Origin of the sequence: Massilia sp. UMI-21, from assembly GCA_015277795.1 — a bacterium.
Classification (GTDB): Bacteria; Pseudomonadota; Gammaproteobacteria; order Burkholderiales; family Burkholderiaceae_D; genus Telluria.
The window spans coordinates 1,588,693-1,604,209 of sequence record CP063848.1 but is presented as its reverse complement, the minus strand read 5'-3'; the positions used below and the strand labels follow the sequence as shown (position 1 = coordinate 1,604,209).

Annotated in this window: 16 protein-coding genes, 2 tRNA genes and 1 pseudogene; 11 read left to right on the top strand and 8 right to left on the bottom strand. The window is 61.2% G+C overall.

What is annotated here, in order from left to right; translation table 11 throughout:
* Nucleotides 1-4 precede the first annotated feature (4 nt).
* The 4 genes from waaF to acs form a co-directional block, all read right to left on the bottom strand.
* Complete coding sequence (gene waaF, locus IM543_07140; protein ID QOY96559.1) at nucleotides 5-979, bottom strand: lipopolysaccharide heptosyltransferase II; 975 nt, start codon at nucleotides 977-979, stop codon at nucleotides 5-7.
* Nucleotides 980-1,177: 198 nt separating this feature from the next.
* Nucleotides 1,178-2,527 (bottom strand): hypothetical protein, encoded by a 1,350-nt coding sequence (locus tag IM543_07135; GenBank protein QOY95617.1) that lies wholly within the window; start codon nucleotides 2,525-2,527, stop codon nucleotides 1,178-1,180.
* A 756-nt stretch (nucleotides 2,528-3,283) separates the two neighbouring features.
* Nucleotides 3,284-3,374: transfer RNA gene (locus IM543_07130), tRNA-Ser, on the bottom strand.
* Nucleotides 3,375-3,524: 150 nt separating this feature from the next.
* Nucleotides 3,525-5,525, bottom strand: a complete 2,001-nt coding sequence (gene acs / locus IM543_07125) for an acetate--CoA ligase (protein ID QOY95616.1) — start codon at nucleotides 5,523-5,525, stop codon at nucleotides 3,525-3,527.
* Nucleotides 5,526-5,717: 192 nt separating this feature from the next.
* Between acs and IM543_07120 the strand changes: the two genes are divergently transcribed.
* The 5 genes from IM543_07120 (at nucleotide 5,718) to IM543_07100 (ending at nucleotide 9,924) form a co-directional block, all read left to right on the top strand.
* Nucleotides 5,718-6,320, top strand: a complete 603-nt coding sequence (locus IM543_07120; GenBank protein ID QOY95615.1) for a TIGR00645 family protein — start codon at nucleotides 5,718-5,720, stop codon at nucleotides 6,318-6,320.
* Between the two features lie 21 nt (nucleotides 6,321-6,341).
* Nucleotides 6,342-7,877: a fumarate hydratase gene (locus tag IM543_07115; protein QOY95614.1), complete on the top strand. Its 1,536-nt coding sequence runs from the start codon at nucleotides 6,342-6,344 to the stop codon at nucleotides 7,875-7,877.
* A gap of 65 nt (nucleotides 7,878-7,942) precedes the next feature.
* A complete protein-coding gene (gene murI, locus IM543_07110) occupies nucleotides 7,943-8,812 on the top strand; it encodes a glutamate racemase (GenBank protein QOY95613.1) in 870 nt (289 codons plus the stop codon).
* A gap of 84 nt (nucleotides 8,813-8,896) precedes the next feature.
* Nucleotides 8,897-8,972 (top strand) — tRNA-His (locus tag IM543_07105).
* A 148-nt stretch (nucleotides 8,973-9,120) separates the two neighbouring features.
* A complete protein-coding gene (locus IM543_07100; protein ID QOY95612.1) occupies nucleotides 9,121-9,924 on the top strand; it encodes a hypothetical protein in 804 nt (267 codons plus the stop codon).
* Here IM543_07100 and IM543_07095 read toward each other — a convergent pair whose 3' ends face one another.
* Entirely contained in the window at nucleotides 9,925-10,359 is a 435-nt protein-coding gene (locus IM543_07095) for a hypothetical protein (protein ID QOY95611.1), read from the bottom strand.
* Between the two features lie 14 nt (nucleotides 10,360-10,373).
* Entirely contained in the window at nucleotides 10,374-10,997 is a 624-nt protein-coding gene (locus IM543_07090; GenBank protein ID QOY95610.1) for a hypothetical protein, read from the bottom strand.
* A 133-nt stretch (nucleotides 10,998-11,130) separates the two neighbouring features.
* On the opposite strand from IM543_07090, the gene IM543_07085 reads away from it, so the two are divergent.
* The 5 genes and pseudogenes from IM543_07085 to IM543_07065 all read left to right on the top strand — a co-directional run bounded on the left by IM543_07085 (nucleotide 11,131) and on the right by IM543_07065 (nucleotide 13,866).
* Nucleotides 11,131-11,718 carry a hypothetical protein gene (locus IM543_07085; GenBank protein QOY95609.1) on the top strand — a complete coding sequence of 196 codons (588 nt, stop codon included), beginning with the start codon at nucleotides 11,131-11,133 and terminating at the stop codon, nucleotides 11,716-11,718.
* A gap of 85 nt (nucleotides 11,719-11,803) precedes the next feature.
* The gene (locus IM543_07080) at nucleotides 11,804-12,037 is read left to right on the top strand and encodes a hypothetical protein (protein QOY95608.1); all 234 of its coding nucleotides are present in this window, start codon (nucleotides 11,804-11,806) and stop codon (nucleotides 12,035-12,037) included.
* Nucleotides 12,038-12,279: 242 nt separating this feature from the next.
* Nucleotides 12,280-12,533: pseudogene (locus IM543_07075) on the top strand (DUF1353 domain-containing protein).
* Between the two features lie 167 nt (nucleotides 12,534-12,700).
* Complete coding sequence (locus tag IM543_07070; GenBank protein QOY95607.1) at nucleotides 12,701-13,447, top strand: hypothetical protein; 747 nt, start codon at nucleotides 12,701-12,703, stop codon at nucleotides 13,445-13,447.
* Between the two features lie 164 nt (nucleotides 13,448-13,611).
* Nucleotides 13,612-13,866: a hypothetical protein gene (locus IM543_07065; GenBank protein ID QOY95606.1), complete on the top strand. Its 255-nt coding sequence runs from the start codon at nucleotides 13,612-13,614 to the stop codon at nucleotides 13,864-13,866.
* A 309-nt stretch (nucleotides 13,867-14,175) separates the two neighbouring features.
* Here IM543_07065 and IM543_07060 read toward each other — a convergent pair whose 3' ends face one another.
* Both IM543_07060 and IM543_07055 read right to left on the bottom strand, forming a co-directional pair.
* Nucleotides 14,176-14,589 carry a type II toxin-antitoxin system HicB family antitoxin gene (locus IM543_07060; GenBank protein ID QOY95605.1) on the bottom strand — a complete coding sequence of 138 codons (414 nt, stop codon included), beginning with the start codon at nucleotides 14,587-14,589 and terminating at the stop codon, nucleotides 14,176-14,178.
* 204 nt (nucleotides 14,590-14,793) lie between these two features.
* Complete coding sequence (locus IM543_07055; protein ID QOY95604.1) at nucleotides 14,794-14,976, bottom strand: type II toxin-antitoxin system HicA family toxin; 183 nt, start codon at nucleotides 14,974-14,976, stop codon at nucleotides 14,794-14,796.
* 239 nt (nucleotides 14,977-15,215) lie between these two features.
* On the opposite strand from IM543_07055, the gene IM543_07050 reads away from it, so the two are divergent.
* Nucleotides 15,216-15,386, top strand: a complete 171-nt coding sequence (locus tag IM543_07050; GenBank protein QOY95603.1) for a hypothetical protein — start codon at nucleotides 15,216-15,218, stop codon at nucleotides 15,384-15,386.
* Nucleotides 15,387-15,517 lie beyond the last annotated feature (131 nt).

The window sequence follows — 15,517 nt, the reverse complement described above, 5'->3', positions numbered from 1 at the left end:
GCGTTCAGGCTGCGGCCAGCAGCGGCCGCAGCGGTTGCCATACATCGTTTGGCAGGATCTGTTTCATGCAGTTCTGGTGGCCCAGCGGGCACTCGCGCTGCTGGCAGGGCGAGCATTCGATGTGCAGCCACAACACCTTGGCCAGTTCGGACAAGGGCGGCGTGTGACGCGGATCGGTCGGGCCGTAAATGGCCACCACCGGGCGGCGCAGCGCGGCGCCGATGTGCATCAGGCCCGAGTCGTTGGTGACCACCACGGCAGCCACCGAGATCAGGGCGATCGCCTCGCTCAGCGAGGTGGATCCGGCCAGGTTGTGCGCCTGCGGCACGATGGCCGTGATCTCGTCGCAAACCGCGCGGTCCTTCGGGGAACCGAGCAGCAGGATCTGCACATCCGGCCGCTCGGCGCGGATGGTCTGGGCCAGCTCGGCAAAATAGGACGCGGGCCAGCGCTTGGCCGGGCCGAACTCGGCGCCGGGCGCGAAGGCGACGTAGGTGCCGGCGGGCAGCTGCAAGCGGGCGATGGCGGCATCCGCCTCCGCCGGCGCTACGAGCATCTCCGGCTCGGGGAGCCTGTCTGGACGCGGCAAGTGGCGCACCGGCGCGTCGGCCAGCGCGGCATAGAACTGCGCCATCGGGCGCGGCGCGGCTTTGTCGTCGTGGTGCATCACATTGAGCAGGCCATAGCGCATCTCGCCCTTGTAGCCGACGCGCTTCTTGATACCGGCCAGCCAGGGAATCAGGGCGAACTTGAGCGTGTTGGGCAGCACGTAGGCATCGGCATAGCCGCGCGCCTTCAGCATCCGCGCGAATGCCTTGCGCTCCTTCCACTGCAGGGAACCGTGCTTGAAGGGCGATTCGATCACCTCGTCCACCTCGCGCATGGCGCGCCAGACCGGCGCGACCCAGGTCGGCGCCAGCACGTCGATCGGGCGGTCGGGATGCTGCTCGCGCAGGCGGCGCAGCAGCGGCTGCGCCATGACGGCGTCGCCGATCCAGTTGGGGGAAATGACTAGCGTACGCAAGGTGGTCCTTCTGTGTATCCGGCAAGGTGATCCGCGATTATAACAATCGCGGCTGCCGGCCGGCGGGCCCCGGGGCGTTTGCAGCCGCTCAGTTGCGCGGCCGCGCCACCTTGCCGCGCCATCGCTGGCGCATCGGACGAAGCCTCGCAAGCGTCATGGCAAGTCCGGATCGCTGTCCGGCATCGGAATCCCATGCAGCGCATTGCGCCAGCTGTTGCCGATGTTGCCGCACACCAGGCGGCAGAACGAGGCGGCCTGCTGCTGCAGCTGGCCCCGGTGATTCGCCTGCAGGAACTTCCCGAGTGCCTCGTAGAGGTCCCACATCACCTCTTCGGTGTCGTGCGCGCCGAGCCTCATGGGAATGCGCGTGTCCGGATCGAGCATGGCCTGGCGCACGGCCTCGATCATTTCCGGCACCGGCATCCTGCGCCACATTGCCGCCAGCCGCGGCACGTGGTGGAAGATGTGGCGAAAGTAGATGCGGTTGTGCGCATAGGCGTCCCAATAGGCCTGGCCACGCTCGGTCTCGCCCAGGAAGGCCTGGAAGCGGCCGAGCAAGGTGTCGCCCGGCGGGCGCACGGCATCGTTCGCGGTCAGGACGCTCACGCCGAAGGCCTCCAGGATGCGGTCGATGGGCGTGGCGACACCGATGCGGTTCGCGTTCGGGGCCTTGCCCCACAAGAGGCCGACGACCAGGTTGCGCTCCGCGTCGACCGGGTGGACGATGGCCGCGCCGGAGTCGCCGTGGTCGACGAATTCGTCGTTGCGCCCATCGATGAACAGCATGTCCTGGAAGCGCTCGAGGTTGGCGGCCACGCCGCTGTAGTGGATGGCGACGACGCTGCCGCGGGTCAGGCCGGTGGAGGCGCCGCGCTTGGCGATGGGCAGCGGCAGCGCCTCCCTGCCGATGTCGCGGGTGCCGCTGACGGCGCCGATCTCGCGGATGTGGGCCAGGCCGGCGTCGTAGTAGTAGTCGAGGCTCGCGATGGCGGCATCCATCTGCGAGCAGTCCTGCACCTCGCGCGTCACGCCGATCTCGTCGCACTTGACCTTGGCCGGCTGGTAGACGGTGGCGCCGACCTCGCCCAGCACGTGGGCGGCAGAGAGCGCATAGCAGCTGCCGTCGGGCTTCCTGACGATGCAGCCGAGGGTGCCGAAGGAATAACCGGCGCTGAGCTTGGTGCCGCCGACCAGCGGGCGGTATTTGCCGTTGTCCTCGTACACGGCACGCCGCTCGGATTGGGCTTCGCAGGGAATGACCGGCGCGTGCTCGATCACGTCGGTAAGGAAGCCCTCGACGTCGAGCGGGATCTGCTCGTCGGGCGGGATGCAGGACAGCGCTCGCTTGCGGCTGAGATGGACACAGATCGCCAAGTGGCCGCTCGGCTGGCCATTCACGCGCTTGACCCCGATGCTGGTGCCATGCACGCCGGGAATGGTCATCGCGGTGGCGTGGAAGTACTCCTTTGCCTGCTTCATCTGCTCGAACGTGACGTCGTCCATCGTTGCTCTCCCCCTTAGAAAGTAACGCTGCGGAAATTAAGTTTGTGCAAACAAAGTGGCAATTTAGCACTAAGCCATGGATGAGTCACGGAGTATTTACGCGGGTGGCATAGGCGTTGACCCGCCAAAGCCAGGGTGGCAGCGTCGGCGGTTGCAGTACTGCAGGTGCGACCGTTCACGGATCGCGAGCGGGGTCCCGCCTGTTTGTGGCGGAGCACACAGGGATTCGCCCACGTGCCGCGGGCCGCCCTTGCGCAAGTATGCGCAAGGCTTCGAATCTCCCACGCAGAGCCCGCAGGGGCTCTGCTTCTCTCCGCCATGAAACAAATAAATTGTGGCGGAGCACACAGGGATTCGCCCACGTACCGCGGGCCGCCCTTGCGCAAGTATGCGCAAGGCTTCGAATCTCCCACGCAGAGCCCGCAGGGGCTCTGCTTCTCTCCGCCATGAAACAAATAAATTGTGGCGGAGCACACAGGGATTCGCCCACGTGCCGCGGGCCGCCCTTGCGCAAGTATGCGCAAGGCTTCGAATCTCCCACGCAGAGCCCGCAGGGGCTCTGCTTCTCTCCGCCATGAAACAAATAAATTGTGGCGGAGCACACAGGGATTCGCCCACGTGCCGCGGGCCGCCCTTGCGCAAGTATGCGCAAGGCTTCGAATCCCCCACGCAGAGCCCGCAGGGGCTCTGCTTCTCTCCGCCATGAAACAAATAAAAAATGGCCACCCGAGGGTGGCCATTTTCCATTTGTGTTCCTGGCGGAGAGAGGGGGATTCGAACCCCCGGTAGGCTATGAACCTACACACGCTTTCCAGGCGTGCGACTTAAACCACTCATCCATCTCTCCTGATGGTTCTCGTGTGTCCACGAAGCCGCCTATTATAGCAAGGATTCTCTTCTATACAAGACTGTTCGGACATCAAAGTTGCAAGGGTGATCCGGTCCAGTGGACCAGATCACAAGCCGCCCACCCCACGAAAAGCCGGGCGATTGGCTGTTACGCGCTTTCTTTCAGCTGCTCCAGGATGGCCGGGTTTTCCAGGGTCGAGACGTCCTGGGTGATGTTCTCGCCCTTGGCCAGCACGCGCAGCAGGCGGCGCATGATCTTGCCGGAGCGGGTCTTCGGCAGGTTGTCGCCGAAGCGGATTTCCTTCGGTTTGGCGATCGGGCCGATCTCCTTGCCCACCCAGTTGCGCAGCTCGGTCGCCAGTTTCTTGGCGTCCTCGCCGCTCGGACGGGCCTGCTTCAGCACCACGAAGGCGCAGATCGCCTCGCCCGTGGTGTCGTCCGGCTTGCCTACCACCGCCGCTTCCGCCACCATCGGGTGCGCCACCAGGGCCGATTCGATTTCCATCGTGCCCATGCGGTGGCCCGAGACGTTCAGCACGTCGTCGATGCGGCCGGTGATGGTGAAGTAGCCGGTGTCCTTGTTGCGGATCGCGCCGTCGCCGGCCAGATAGTACTTGCCGCCCAGTTCTTCTGGGAAGTAGCTGGTGCGGAAGCGGTCCGGGTTGTTCCAGATGGTGCGGATCATCGACGGCCACGGACGCTTGACCACCAGGATGCCACCCTGCCCGTTCGGCACGTCGGCGCCGGCTTCGTCCACGATGGCGGTCATGATGCCCGGTAGCGGCAACGTGCACGAGCCCGGCACCAGCGGGGTGGCGCCCGGCAGCGGGGTGATCATGTGGCCGCCGGTCTCGGTCTGCCAGAAGGTGTCGACGATCGGGCAGCGCTCCTGGCCGACGTTCTTGTAGTACCACATCCAGGCTTCCGGATTGATCGGCTCGCCGACCGAGCCCAGCAGGCGCAGGCTCGACAGGTCGAAGTTCTTCGGATGCACTTTTTCGTCCACGTCGGACGCCTTGATGAGCGAACGGATGGCGGTCGGCGCGGTGTAGAAGATCGAGACCTTGTGCTTGGCGATGGTTTCCCAGAAGCGGCCGGCATGCGGATAAGTTGGCACGCCTTCGAACACGATCTGGGTGGTGCCGACCGCCAGCGGGCCGTAGGCGATGTAGGTGTGGCCGGTGACCCAGCCGATGTCGGCGGTGCACCAGAACACGTCGTCCGGCTTGATGTCGAAGGTCCACTTCATGCTCAGCGCCGACCACAGCAGGAAGCCGCCGGTCGCGTGCTGGACGCCCTTCGGCGTGCCCGTCGAGCCCGAGGTGTAGAGGATGAACAGCGGATGCTCGGCGTCCACCCATTCCGGCTCGCAGGAGGCGCTCTGGTCGGCGACCAGCTCGTGCAGCCAGCTGTCGCGGCCTTGCTGGAAGGCGATGTCGCCGCCGGTGCGCTTGTAGACGATGACGTCGCGGATGCTGTCGCAACCGCCCAGCGCCAGCGCGTCGTCGACGATGGCCTTGAGCGGCAGCGACTTGCCGCCGCGGCGTTGTTCGTCGGCGGTGATGACGGCCACGGCGCCGGCGTCGATGATGCGTTCCTGCAGCGATTTGGCCGAGAAGCCGCCGAACACCACCGAGTGGGTGGCGCCGATGCGGGCGCAGGCCTGCATCGCGCTGACGCCTTCGATCGACATCGACATGTAGATGATGACGCGGTCGCCCTTCTTGATGCCGCGGCTCTTGAGCGCGTTGGCGAACTTGCAGACGCGCTCGTGCAGTTCGCGGTAGGTGGCGCGGGTGACGCTGCCGTCGTCGGCCTCGAAGATGATCGCGGTCTTGTCGGCGTTGCCGTTGCTCAGGTTGCGGTCGAGGCAGTTGTACGATGCGTTCAACTGGCCGTCGGCGAACCATTTGTAGAAAGGTGCATTCGATTCGTCGAGGGTGCTGGTGAACGGCTTGTGCCAGTCGATGTTTTCACGCGCCAGGCGCGCCCAGAAACCTTCGTAGTCGCTGGCGGCCTCGGCGCACAGCTTGTTGTAGGCTTCCATGCCGGAAATCGCGGCCTTCGCGGCGAACTCGGCCGGAGGAGGAAACACGCGGTTCTCTTGCAAGCCCTGGATCTGGTTGTGGTTGCTCTCGTTCTCGGCCATCTTCGTCTCCATAGTTGGTAGGATTTTACCGAACACCTTAGGGGCGCTGGCTTACTGAGCCCTTACAGCGGCTTCGCATCGAAGTCATTCTATCAAGCTTGTCGCAAAGGGCGACAGAAGCCCGCATGCGGGCGCCGGCGGGTGTAGAATGCTCGGCTGTATTTGTCCAGCATTCCAGGAGTCAGCACCCCGATGGCGCAGTTAATCCCGCAGTCCGAAGCAAAGAAACTTACCCCGCTAAATAACCTGATCTTCGCCAGCCGCTGGCTGCAGCTGCCGCTCTACCTCGGCCTGATCCTGGCGCAGTGCGTCTACGTGTTCCATTTCTGGGTTGAACTGAAAGACCTGATCGGCGCGGCGATGGGCAATGTCGCCTCGCTCCAGCACATCCTGGATGCCGTCACCGTCCCGGGCGCGCCGCGTCCGACCAAGCTGACCGAAACCACCATCATGCTGGTGGTGCTGGGCCTGATCGACGTGGTCATGATCTCGAACCTGCTCATCATGGTGATCGTCGGCGGCTACGAGACCTTCGTCTCGCGCATGCACCTCGAAGGCCACCCGGACCAGCCCGAATGGCTGTCCCACGTGAACGCCTCGGTACTCAAGACGAAACTGGCGATGGCGATCATCGGCATCTCGTCGATCCACCTGTTGAAGACCTTCATCAATGCGGCGAACTACCCTTGGGAAACCATGATGTTCCAGACCATCATCCACATCGCGTTCCTGCTGTCGGCCATGGCCATCGCCTATACCGACCGCATTGTCATGACCACCCATTCGAAACATTAATTCCTCCTGATCGAGAACTTTATGGCAACCGTCATCACCCAGAGCGACCTCATCGAATCGGTCGCGGCAGCCCTCCAGTACATCAGCTACTACCATCCAGCCGACTATATCCAGCACCTGGCGCGCGCGTATGAGACCGAGCAAAGCCCGGCCGCGAAGGACGCCATTGCCCAGATCCTGACCAACTCGCGCATGTGCGCCGAGGGCAAGCGTCCGATCTGCCAGGACACCGGCATCGTCAACGTGTTCCTCAAAATCGGCATGGGCGTGCGCTTCGAAGGCTTCACCGGCAGCGTCACGGACGCGGTCAACGAAGGCGTGCGCCGCGCCTACGGGTTCGAAGACAACAAGCTGCGCGCCTCGATCGTGGCCGACCCGCACTTCGAGCGCAAGAACACCAAGGACAACACCCCGGCCGTGGTCCACATGGAACTGGTCGAGGGCGACACGGTCGATGTGAAGGTCGCGGCCAAGGGCGGCGGTTCGGAAAACAAGACCAAGTTCGTCATGCTCAACCCGTCCGACTCGCTGGTCGACTGGGTCATGAAGACCGTGCCGCTGATGGGCGCCGGCTGGTGCCCGCCGGGCATGCTGGGCATCGGCATCGGCGGCACCGCCGAGAAGGCGATGCTGATGGCGAAAGAGTCGCTGATGGACGACATCGACATGTACGAGCTTAAAGCACGCGGCCCGCAGAACAAGCTGGAAGAGCTGCGCATCGAACTGTGCGACAAGATCAATGCGCTGGGCATCGGCGCCCAGGGCCTGGGCGGCCTGACCACCGTGCTGGACGTGAAGATCAACATGTACCCGACCCACGCGGCCTCCAAGCCGGTGGCGATGATCCCGAACTGCGCCGCCACCCGCCACGCCCACTTCGTGCTGGACGGCTCGGGCCCGGCCTACATCGAACCGCCGGCGCTCTCCACCTGGCCGGAAGTGCACTGGACCCCGGACACCGAGAAGTCCAAGCGCGTCGACCTCAACACGCTGACGAAAGAAGAAGTCGCCTCCTGGAAGCCGGGCCAGACCCTGCTGCTCAACGGTAAGATGCTGACCGGCCGCGACGCCGCGCACAAGCGCATCCAGGACATGCTGTCCAAGGGCGAGCAGCTGCCGGTGGACTTCACCAACCGCGTGATCTACTACGTCGGCCCGGTCGACCCGGTGGGCGACGAGGTCGTCGGCCCGGCAGGCCCGACCACCGCGACCCGCATGGACAAGTTCACCGACATGATGCTGGAAAAGACCGGCCTGATCTCGATGATCGGCAAGGCCGAGCGCGGCCCGGCGGCGATCGAGTCGATCCAGAAGCACAAGTCGGCCTACCTGATGGCGGTCGGCGGCTCGGCCTACCTGGTGTCGAAGGCGATCAAGTCGGCGAAAGTGGTCGGCTTCCAGGACCTGGGCATGGAAGCGATCTACGAGTTCGATGTGACCGACATGCCGGTGACGGTGGCCGTGGATTCCACCGGCACCTCGGTGCACAACACCGGTCCGAAGGAATGGTCGGCCAAGATCGAGTCGCTGAAAGGCATCCCGGTCAACGCCGCCTGAGCGCAGCCTTTGCAGGGTGGGCGGGTTTTCCCGCCCACGCGTCCAACTCCCCTATCCGCCGCCAGATGGTATCCCCTACCACTCCAAACGACGCCCCGATCGGCATCTTCGACTCGGGTGTCGGCGGCCTCTCGGTACTGCGCCACATCGGGGCGCAGTTGCCGCACGAACATCTGCTGTACTTCGCCGACTCCGGTTTCGCTCCTTACGGCGACAAGCCGGAACACGTCGTCATCGAGCGTGTGCTGGGCATCGCCGCCTTCCTCGCGGCGCGCGGCGTGAAAGCGCTGGTGGTGGCCTGCAATACCGCGACGGTGGCCGCCGTGCGCATCCTGCGCCAGCATTACCCCGACATGCCGATCGTCGGCGTTGAGCCGGGTCTCAAGCCGGGCGCCGCCAGCACGCGCCAGGGCACGGTCGGCGTACTGGCCACCGAGCGCACCCTGGCCGGCGAAAAATTCCTGCTGCTGCGCGACCAGATCGTCGCCGCGACCGGCGCCCGCTTCCTGCTGCAGCCCTGCGTGGGCCTGGCCGACCAGATCGAATTCGGCGAACCCGGCGCTGCGGCGCTCGATGCAATGCTGGAGCGCTATATCGCGCCGCTGCTGGCGCAAGGCGCCGACACCCTGGTGCTGGGCTGCACCCACTACCCGCTGGTGCAGGCCGCGATCGAGCGCGTGATTCGCCGCCATACTGCCGGCGAGGTGACGCTGATCGACACCGGCGACGCCGTCGCGCGTCAACTGGCCCGCCTGCTCGCGGCCGCCGGCCTGCTGCGCCCTGCCGGCGGTGCAACCGCGCAGCTGACCGGTTTCACCAGCGCCAGCGGCACTGCACTGCGCGCCGCGTTCGCCGGTTTGCTGGGGCAAAATCCGCCCGTCCACGAGGTCGCGCTCGGGGCGACGCCATCCAACCCGACGGGCACGCACATTTAAACTTGCCAGTTCGCGAAGCGCTTTGTATAATCTTGTTCTGTCTCGGAAACAGCGAAACAGAACAAGAAGTAAAGCAAGACAATGGTGGCTGTAGCTCAGTTGGTAGAGTCCAGGATTGTGATTCCTGTTGTCGTGGGTTCGAGTCCCATCAGCCACCCCAAGAATTCAGCAGTAAAAACAAAGGGTTACACGCTTTTAGCTTGTAGCCCTTTTGTCTTTTTGGAAGATGACTTCCAATTTTTGGAAGATGAGTGACGGCTGCATCTCGAACGGAAGGCCATTACTCAGCCCCTCACCAAGGAGCAGCCATGGGCAAGGCAAGTCGCGGCAAGAAGAAGCTTCGTGTGTCGACGTATGTTGCTCAGGATCGACGGATCATTTTTGGCAACTCCGACTCTCCAGTTATAGACATTGCGCCTATGGCACCGGCCGCGCCAACGCGCCCCTTTAACTTCGAAATCAAGCGGGGGACGCAAAAAAGGCACATCAAGAAGGTTTATCGATTTCTCAACGAAGAATCCTATGCCGATGCATTCGCTAACGGAGAACTGAGAATATCAACTATCGAAACGTGTAGAAAATACGAAGATCCGCTACAAGGTGATGCGCATGAGGGCACGGTGCTATACCGAAGCAGAGACTATTCGAAAGCTGACTGGGACATGCCCGGATTTCGCGAGGACGCTCTTCGATCTGGAATACATATTGGGCCTGGTGTAGACGGGATCACGATGTATGGCAATACCAGCCAAAATTCTATTCAAGATGCCCTAGTTCTCTGCACTACTGTGAATTTCCGACCTGAAGATCTCTCAACATTTGGAAAATACTGCGTCGAAATTCACGATATAGATGAGTTCTTTTCGGTGCTGACCTCGGCGCTGTATCAGCGTTACCCGATCCATAAATTTTATGCTGGCCTTGTTCAATACAGAAATCGTGAATTCGTAGGAGAGGCGCCCCCGGTGCATATCGGATTTATCAAGCCTCGACACCCCTATGAACCGCAGCAAGAGTTTCGCATGCTATGGACTGTTCGAACCCGGAAACCGCTTACTGCTGGAAATATCGTAGTTCCGGAGCTGTCCCAGTTCTGTCGGCGTATCGCATGACTATTCGGTGGCCCTGGCCGCCCTCGTTTTCCGCCTGTCGTAGACTTGCCGCACCATACGGTCGCTGCTATGCCCGGTAGCGTTCGTGATCGTCTCGTCCCCCTCCTCTACCCGGTCGGTCACGGCCGCCGGTCGCATGTCCTTAAGCGTGAACCGCTGGAACTGGATGCCTTCGTCGTGCGCCTTCTTCTCGGCGTGCACCATCAGCCGGCGCAAGTTCGTGTTCCAGCCGCTAACCGTGTAGGGCTGTCCGTCACTGTTGCCGAAAACATACAGGCTGGTAGTGCGTTGCAGCGACAACGCTTCCTTGATTACCGCGCGCAGCTCGTCCGACCACTCGATCAGCTTAAACTTCTCGGCCCGGCCCTTCTTCCGCTTCCCGACCGGCATTTCCATGCCCTGCTCGGTGATCGCTTGGCGCGTGATCTTGCGCATCTCGTCCGGGCGGCTCACGGGTCAAGTATGCCGCGCGCAGGCACAGCGCGCCGACCAAGTACATTCCGCCGCGCTCGCGCACCGTGCGCATCACCAGGTCGAGCTCGGCCGGCGTGACGTAGCGATAATCCGGCCGGGTCTTGTTGTACTTGATGTCGCGGCAATGGGTTCGTCTCGAGCTCGCCCTTGCGGCGCCCAAACTCCAGCACCGCCGACAGTAGCGCGATTTCCTTGTTCGCCTTAGCCGGCGCGCCCTCGGCGGCCCGCAGGTCCAAGTATTTGTAGCTGTGCACCGGCTTACCGCTGTCCGCAGCGGCGCGCAGCCAACGGAGGATCGTCACCAAGTGGGATGAGTCGACGACGGCCGGGCCGTCCGTGCTGGCGTCGGGTTCGTCGAAGGCCAGCTGCGGGGCCGGCGGGTCGCCAGCGCGGCGGCCGCCCAGCATCGGCTCGCGGGAGTCGCTGCGCATCAGCCGGGCCACACAGTCGGTAGCGCCGACCACCATCGTGCAGGACACGACCACGCCGGGGATTTCGAAGGCGATGCAGTCGGTACCGGCGGCGCGGAGCAGTGCGCGGCCGTGCTCGATCAGCGGGGCTTTGTACGGGGCTAGCAATTCGGTTGGGGTCTGGTTCATATGTGACCTTTCGTTAGAAATCCGGCTTCAGCGCCGTGCTAGGATCTCGGACTCATAAACAAATGGGTTGGCTATGCGCATTGGGTTCTTGCAACGGTGTCGTTGGGCGTTTATTTGCGGCGCTGCTGGCGGTGTGGCTATCGCATTTCCGCTTGCAGCACCCTTCTGGAGCGCAAATATTCCAGACCCGGTCGCTACGCTTTGGGGGAATGCTCTGGGTGCCGCGGCGGCCGTTGCAGGTGCTGCTTGGGTAGCAGATCGCCAAGCACGCTCCCAGCAAAGAAGTGCAGCTGGACTCATCCATACGATCATTCAGCCGGTGGCGAACGAACTGGGCAAGATTGTCAATATCTACGGACGCCCGTCTGCGACGGGAACTGGTGACGATCAAGAGCAGGACGTGCTCGACTACCCGCAATGGGTCGATCTTCGCGCTCGTTATTTTGAGCTTCGGAAGCATTACGATGGACTCACACAAAACATGAAACGCATCGAGCCAGTGTTCAGCAACCTTGGCCCTGGCGAAATGCAGGTAGTGCTGCAACTTGACGCCTTCTACGGCCCTACAATGATGGCGATACTGGCAGAGGTTGTAGCCAGCGGAAACATGATTGTGGAAGGCGAGGCATCTAATCCGAGCCGCATTTTGCGAGATCGTCTTGCCAGCGCCTATGATTTTATCTACAGCCAGCTGACAATCCTGGAACGGGCTAGTCACTGATTTACTCACGTTGCCATTCCCAAGGCCGGCCCGCAGAGCGCCGCGACCAGCGGAGGTGGCCTTTCTTTTTCCTGAAAGGCTCTCCATGAGCAAGATTAGCGCGCCCGAACTGGGCAGCTACGCCGGCGGCGCCGTATCCGTTGGCGCATCTCTCACCCTGACGGAGATCGGCGTACTGGTCGGCATCGGTACCGCCCTGCTGACGTTCGTCCTTGACGCCTGGTACACCCGTCAGAAGAACGCCCGCGAGCAGATGCTGGCCGAGCTCGACCGCCGCGAGCGCGAAGTGCGCCTGGCCCAGATGGAAGCCGCCAAATGACCCCGCTCCACCTCCTCTGTACCGCAATTATCCCCGCGCTCGGCGCGCTGGCCTTGCGCACGGTCTGCAGGAACATCCCTATGGGAACCTGGCGCCGGCTGTACGGCACAAACCCGACCCGGGCGAAGGCCTGGCGGGAACTGTGCGCGAACCCGGTCGATACGCCGGCGGGCTCCTGATGGAAGCCCGGTTCCTATCAACACTCCGGGCCGGTCTCGCCAAGCAGCGACAACTGGAAGCGGCTGGCCGAGCTGGCGTTCTCCTCGGCGGTGCTGGGCCGGCTGATCATCGTGCCGCCCAGGCTCGTCACAGACTTCGCCGCGTGCCGTGGCTGCCGCTGGCCTACCTGCTGTTCGGGAACGTGGCGCGTGAAGCAGCTGTGGTGCACGACTGGCTCTATCACTCCGGGGCTTGCTCGCGCAAACTGGCGGACGAGGTGTTCGCTGAGGCGTCAGAGACCTGTGGCGTCTCAGCCTGGCGCTGCGGCCCCATGTAGCTGGGCGTTCTCCTGTGTGGTGCCAGCCAGTACCGCGCCGCGCTGACGTCCGGGCTGGAGCAATACCGGTGGGCGGACTGCATACAGGCCCGCCGTGACAATGTCACATATCATGCTTTTTTGTATCTTGCTGACTTATCGGCGAATTTCTGCGTACAATGATGCTTATGGCCGTTGCAAAAACAAAATCGTCCGAGGTAGTTGACAAGCTCAACAATGTCCTCGAAGAAGGCAAATACGCTGATTCGAACAGCTTCGCAATGAGAGCAATCCTTCGGGACTGCGAACAGGTGCGCGCTGTTGATCCGGCGCATGGGTGGTCCTTGCTCGGGTGTTACCATACGTTGCTTGGTGACGAGGAGGAAGTAGAAAGATGCTTCCGTGCTTCGCAAAACCTGATGAAGTCCCCGCACGCTTGCAGCAATTACCATACGAATCTGACAAACCTTGGGTTCTTCAGTCGAGCCCATGCCTTTTACAAGGCTAATGGGAATCCGGAGAGCGGCAATTTTTCGATGATCTCGTTAATTGGATTCCTTTCTGGATCGTTCCAGACCTTCGTGTCCTATTACGATAGGGCGGTAGCTATGAATATGGAACTGCCGCAGTATCCGATCACCCAGCTTCGCCGGGTCGCAGAGCTTTTGTCCCGTGCCGGCTGGTCGGATGAAATGACCACCAGACACATGGATGCAGCTGGCCTAATTTTACGGCGCCATCGTTTGCTTTGCTCCGAGGATTCCCAGGTCGATGTCGTTGACGAACCAGGGGTATTCCAAGGCGTTACCTGCGCGATTCCGTTGCAGATGAATGCTGAGAAAGTTTTTGAGCTCAACATGGAACTTGCTGCAGCCGAAGAGGAACTCCAGGTCGAAAAGTCGCCTGTGTTCGACGTGATGTTTCTGTCCGCATGAGTTGCAGCCCCGATGAATTGCTCGCGGCCGCAAAAGCAGTGCGTGACATGGCCAGTAATCAAGCACTATACCGTAGTGCTACGAATCGGTTCTATTACGCGAGCTACCACTGCTGCAGGGCATATAACGCCGAGCTCCCAATTGCTCCTATCCAGGGCGCCGGCGTGCACGAACAGCTGATCAATCAGCTCACGTTTCCCTCTAAAAAACTCACAGCAAACGGGCGCCATCGTGCTGCGGCGATTGGGAAGTATCTTCGTGCAATCTGTACTCGCCGTGCGTTAGCGGACTACGAACTGGCTACGGAATTTTCTAGGGAGCAGATGGATCAAGCGTCCCAGATTGCCGAGATGATCTTCGCGGGATCGAAAGTAAAGACCGGCCTGATTGAGGAGGGTCCGCAGGTCAAAATCGTTTGAACGAAGCGCGCGGATATGCCGAGTTCGAATGAAGACGACTACCCTCCCGAGGCATACGACGACCCGCGCCTTTCGCCCCCGGCGGGCGCGCTCGATCGGGAGCCCGAGCTGGAATAGTTCGCGGGCGCCGGCAGCGACACCGTGCGACCCGGCCAGATTGATGGCCAGGTCGACGTGGAACGCGGTCAGGCGGTCAGTGTGCTTGTGCATCGAGGCAGAATAGCAGGGGCCGGCCTGCTCGGCTTGATGCTGCTCAACTTTAAACGAAAAAGCCCGCACAAAGCGGGCTGTCTTTCGACGCGTAGTTGGTTACGCGTGCTCGGTTTCCTCAGCAATTACAGCCAAAGCGGCACGGGAAATGAATCCGCTTCGAGTTTCATGCTTTGATTCCGCATAGCTATCGATCTTCTTTAAAACAAAACGCGGAACAGAAATATTAATCCTTTCCGGTTTTGAGTCAAATTTTGAGGCGTCAACTTCGACCAAGGCCCAGATTGCCCCGGCATATTCCTCATCGTTCTGCAGATCCTCAATCTTTGATACCTTAAGATTTATAGCCTCGCCGGTTTCCGCGAGTACTTCATAGTGGCTATAGATAGCTTCCTTAGCGTTCTTGATTGCTTCGTCAAGAGTGTCACCCCAAGAATAACATCCTGGAGCATCTGGAACAGTCACGCCATACACGCTATCCCCATCTTTGTGAATTGCGATCGGCATTTCCATATCTAATTCCTTCCTTCTTATAATCCAACTCCTTGTTGCTACTTTTTTGCTACTTTGCGTTGGATACCTAATGGGTTCTACTTGTGTGGTCCTACTTGTGTGATCCTACTGGTGTGGTCCTGCTTCTTAAAGGTCGTACCTGTAACCTCCTCTAACTCCGGATCTACATTTAAAAATGTAAATCCGGAGGTGGAAAAAACCGGGCTATTTCAGCCCGGCTTTCTTTAGGATGCTATTTACAGTCCCGATCGGTAGATCTTTCTTAGGGTGAGGTACCGTTAGAATCATCGCCCGGTCAGGGTGCTTAAAGGTGTGGTGACTTCCAACTACTCGAACTTCTTTCCACCCACCCTCAACAAGCATCCGAATCAAGGCTTTTGAATCCACAGGATCTCCCTTCTTCGTATTGCTGTGTGTGTAATTATACACACGAATCCTACTTGTGTGTAGTCGTGTGTAGAAATATTTGATTCAATGCACTCGGTCTCGTACACTGGCCACATGCACGGAAAAGTGAAAGCCCTGCGCAGCCGCGGCGTGCGCCTCTCGGACCACGACATTGGCCGGGTCCAACCTGCGCAGGGAGAAGTAACGCTGGCCGCCTCGGCGCCACCCTGGTGCTGACCGTGGTCGAACCGAATTCCCAGATCGGCGATTCGCTGCTGCCCCAGCTGTACGACGCCCGCCTGATCACGATGATCGAGCACAAGATGCTGTTCAAGGGCGAGGAGCGGCCGCAGGGCGATGCCGGGCCGGCCTACGTGCAGAAGTGGGCGCCGGTGGTCGAACGCCCTTGAAAAGCGTTGGAAGATGCTGAACTAGGGCCTCTATCCATGCGGGTTTCAGCGTGGACCATCTTCCAACAAGTTCACGCAGCAACCTCGAACAATCAACTACTTAGCCCATTCTGCGCACCGGATTGTGATTC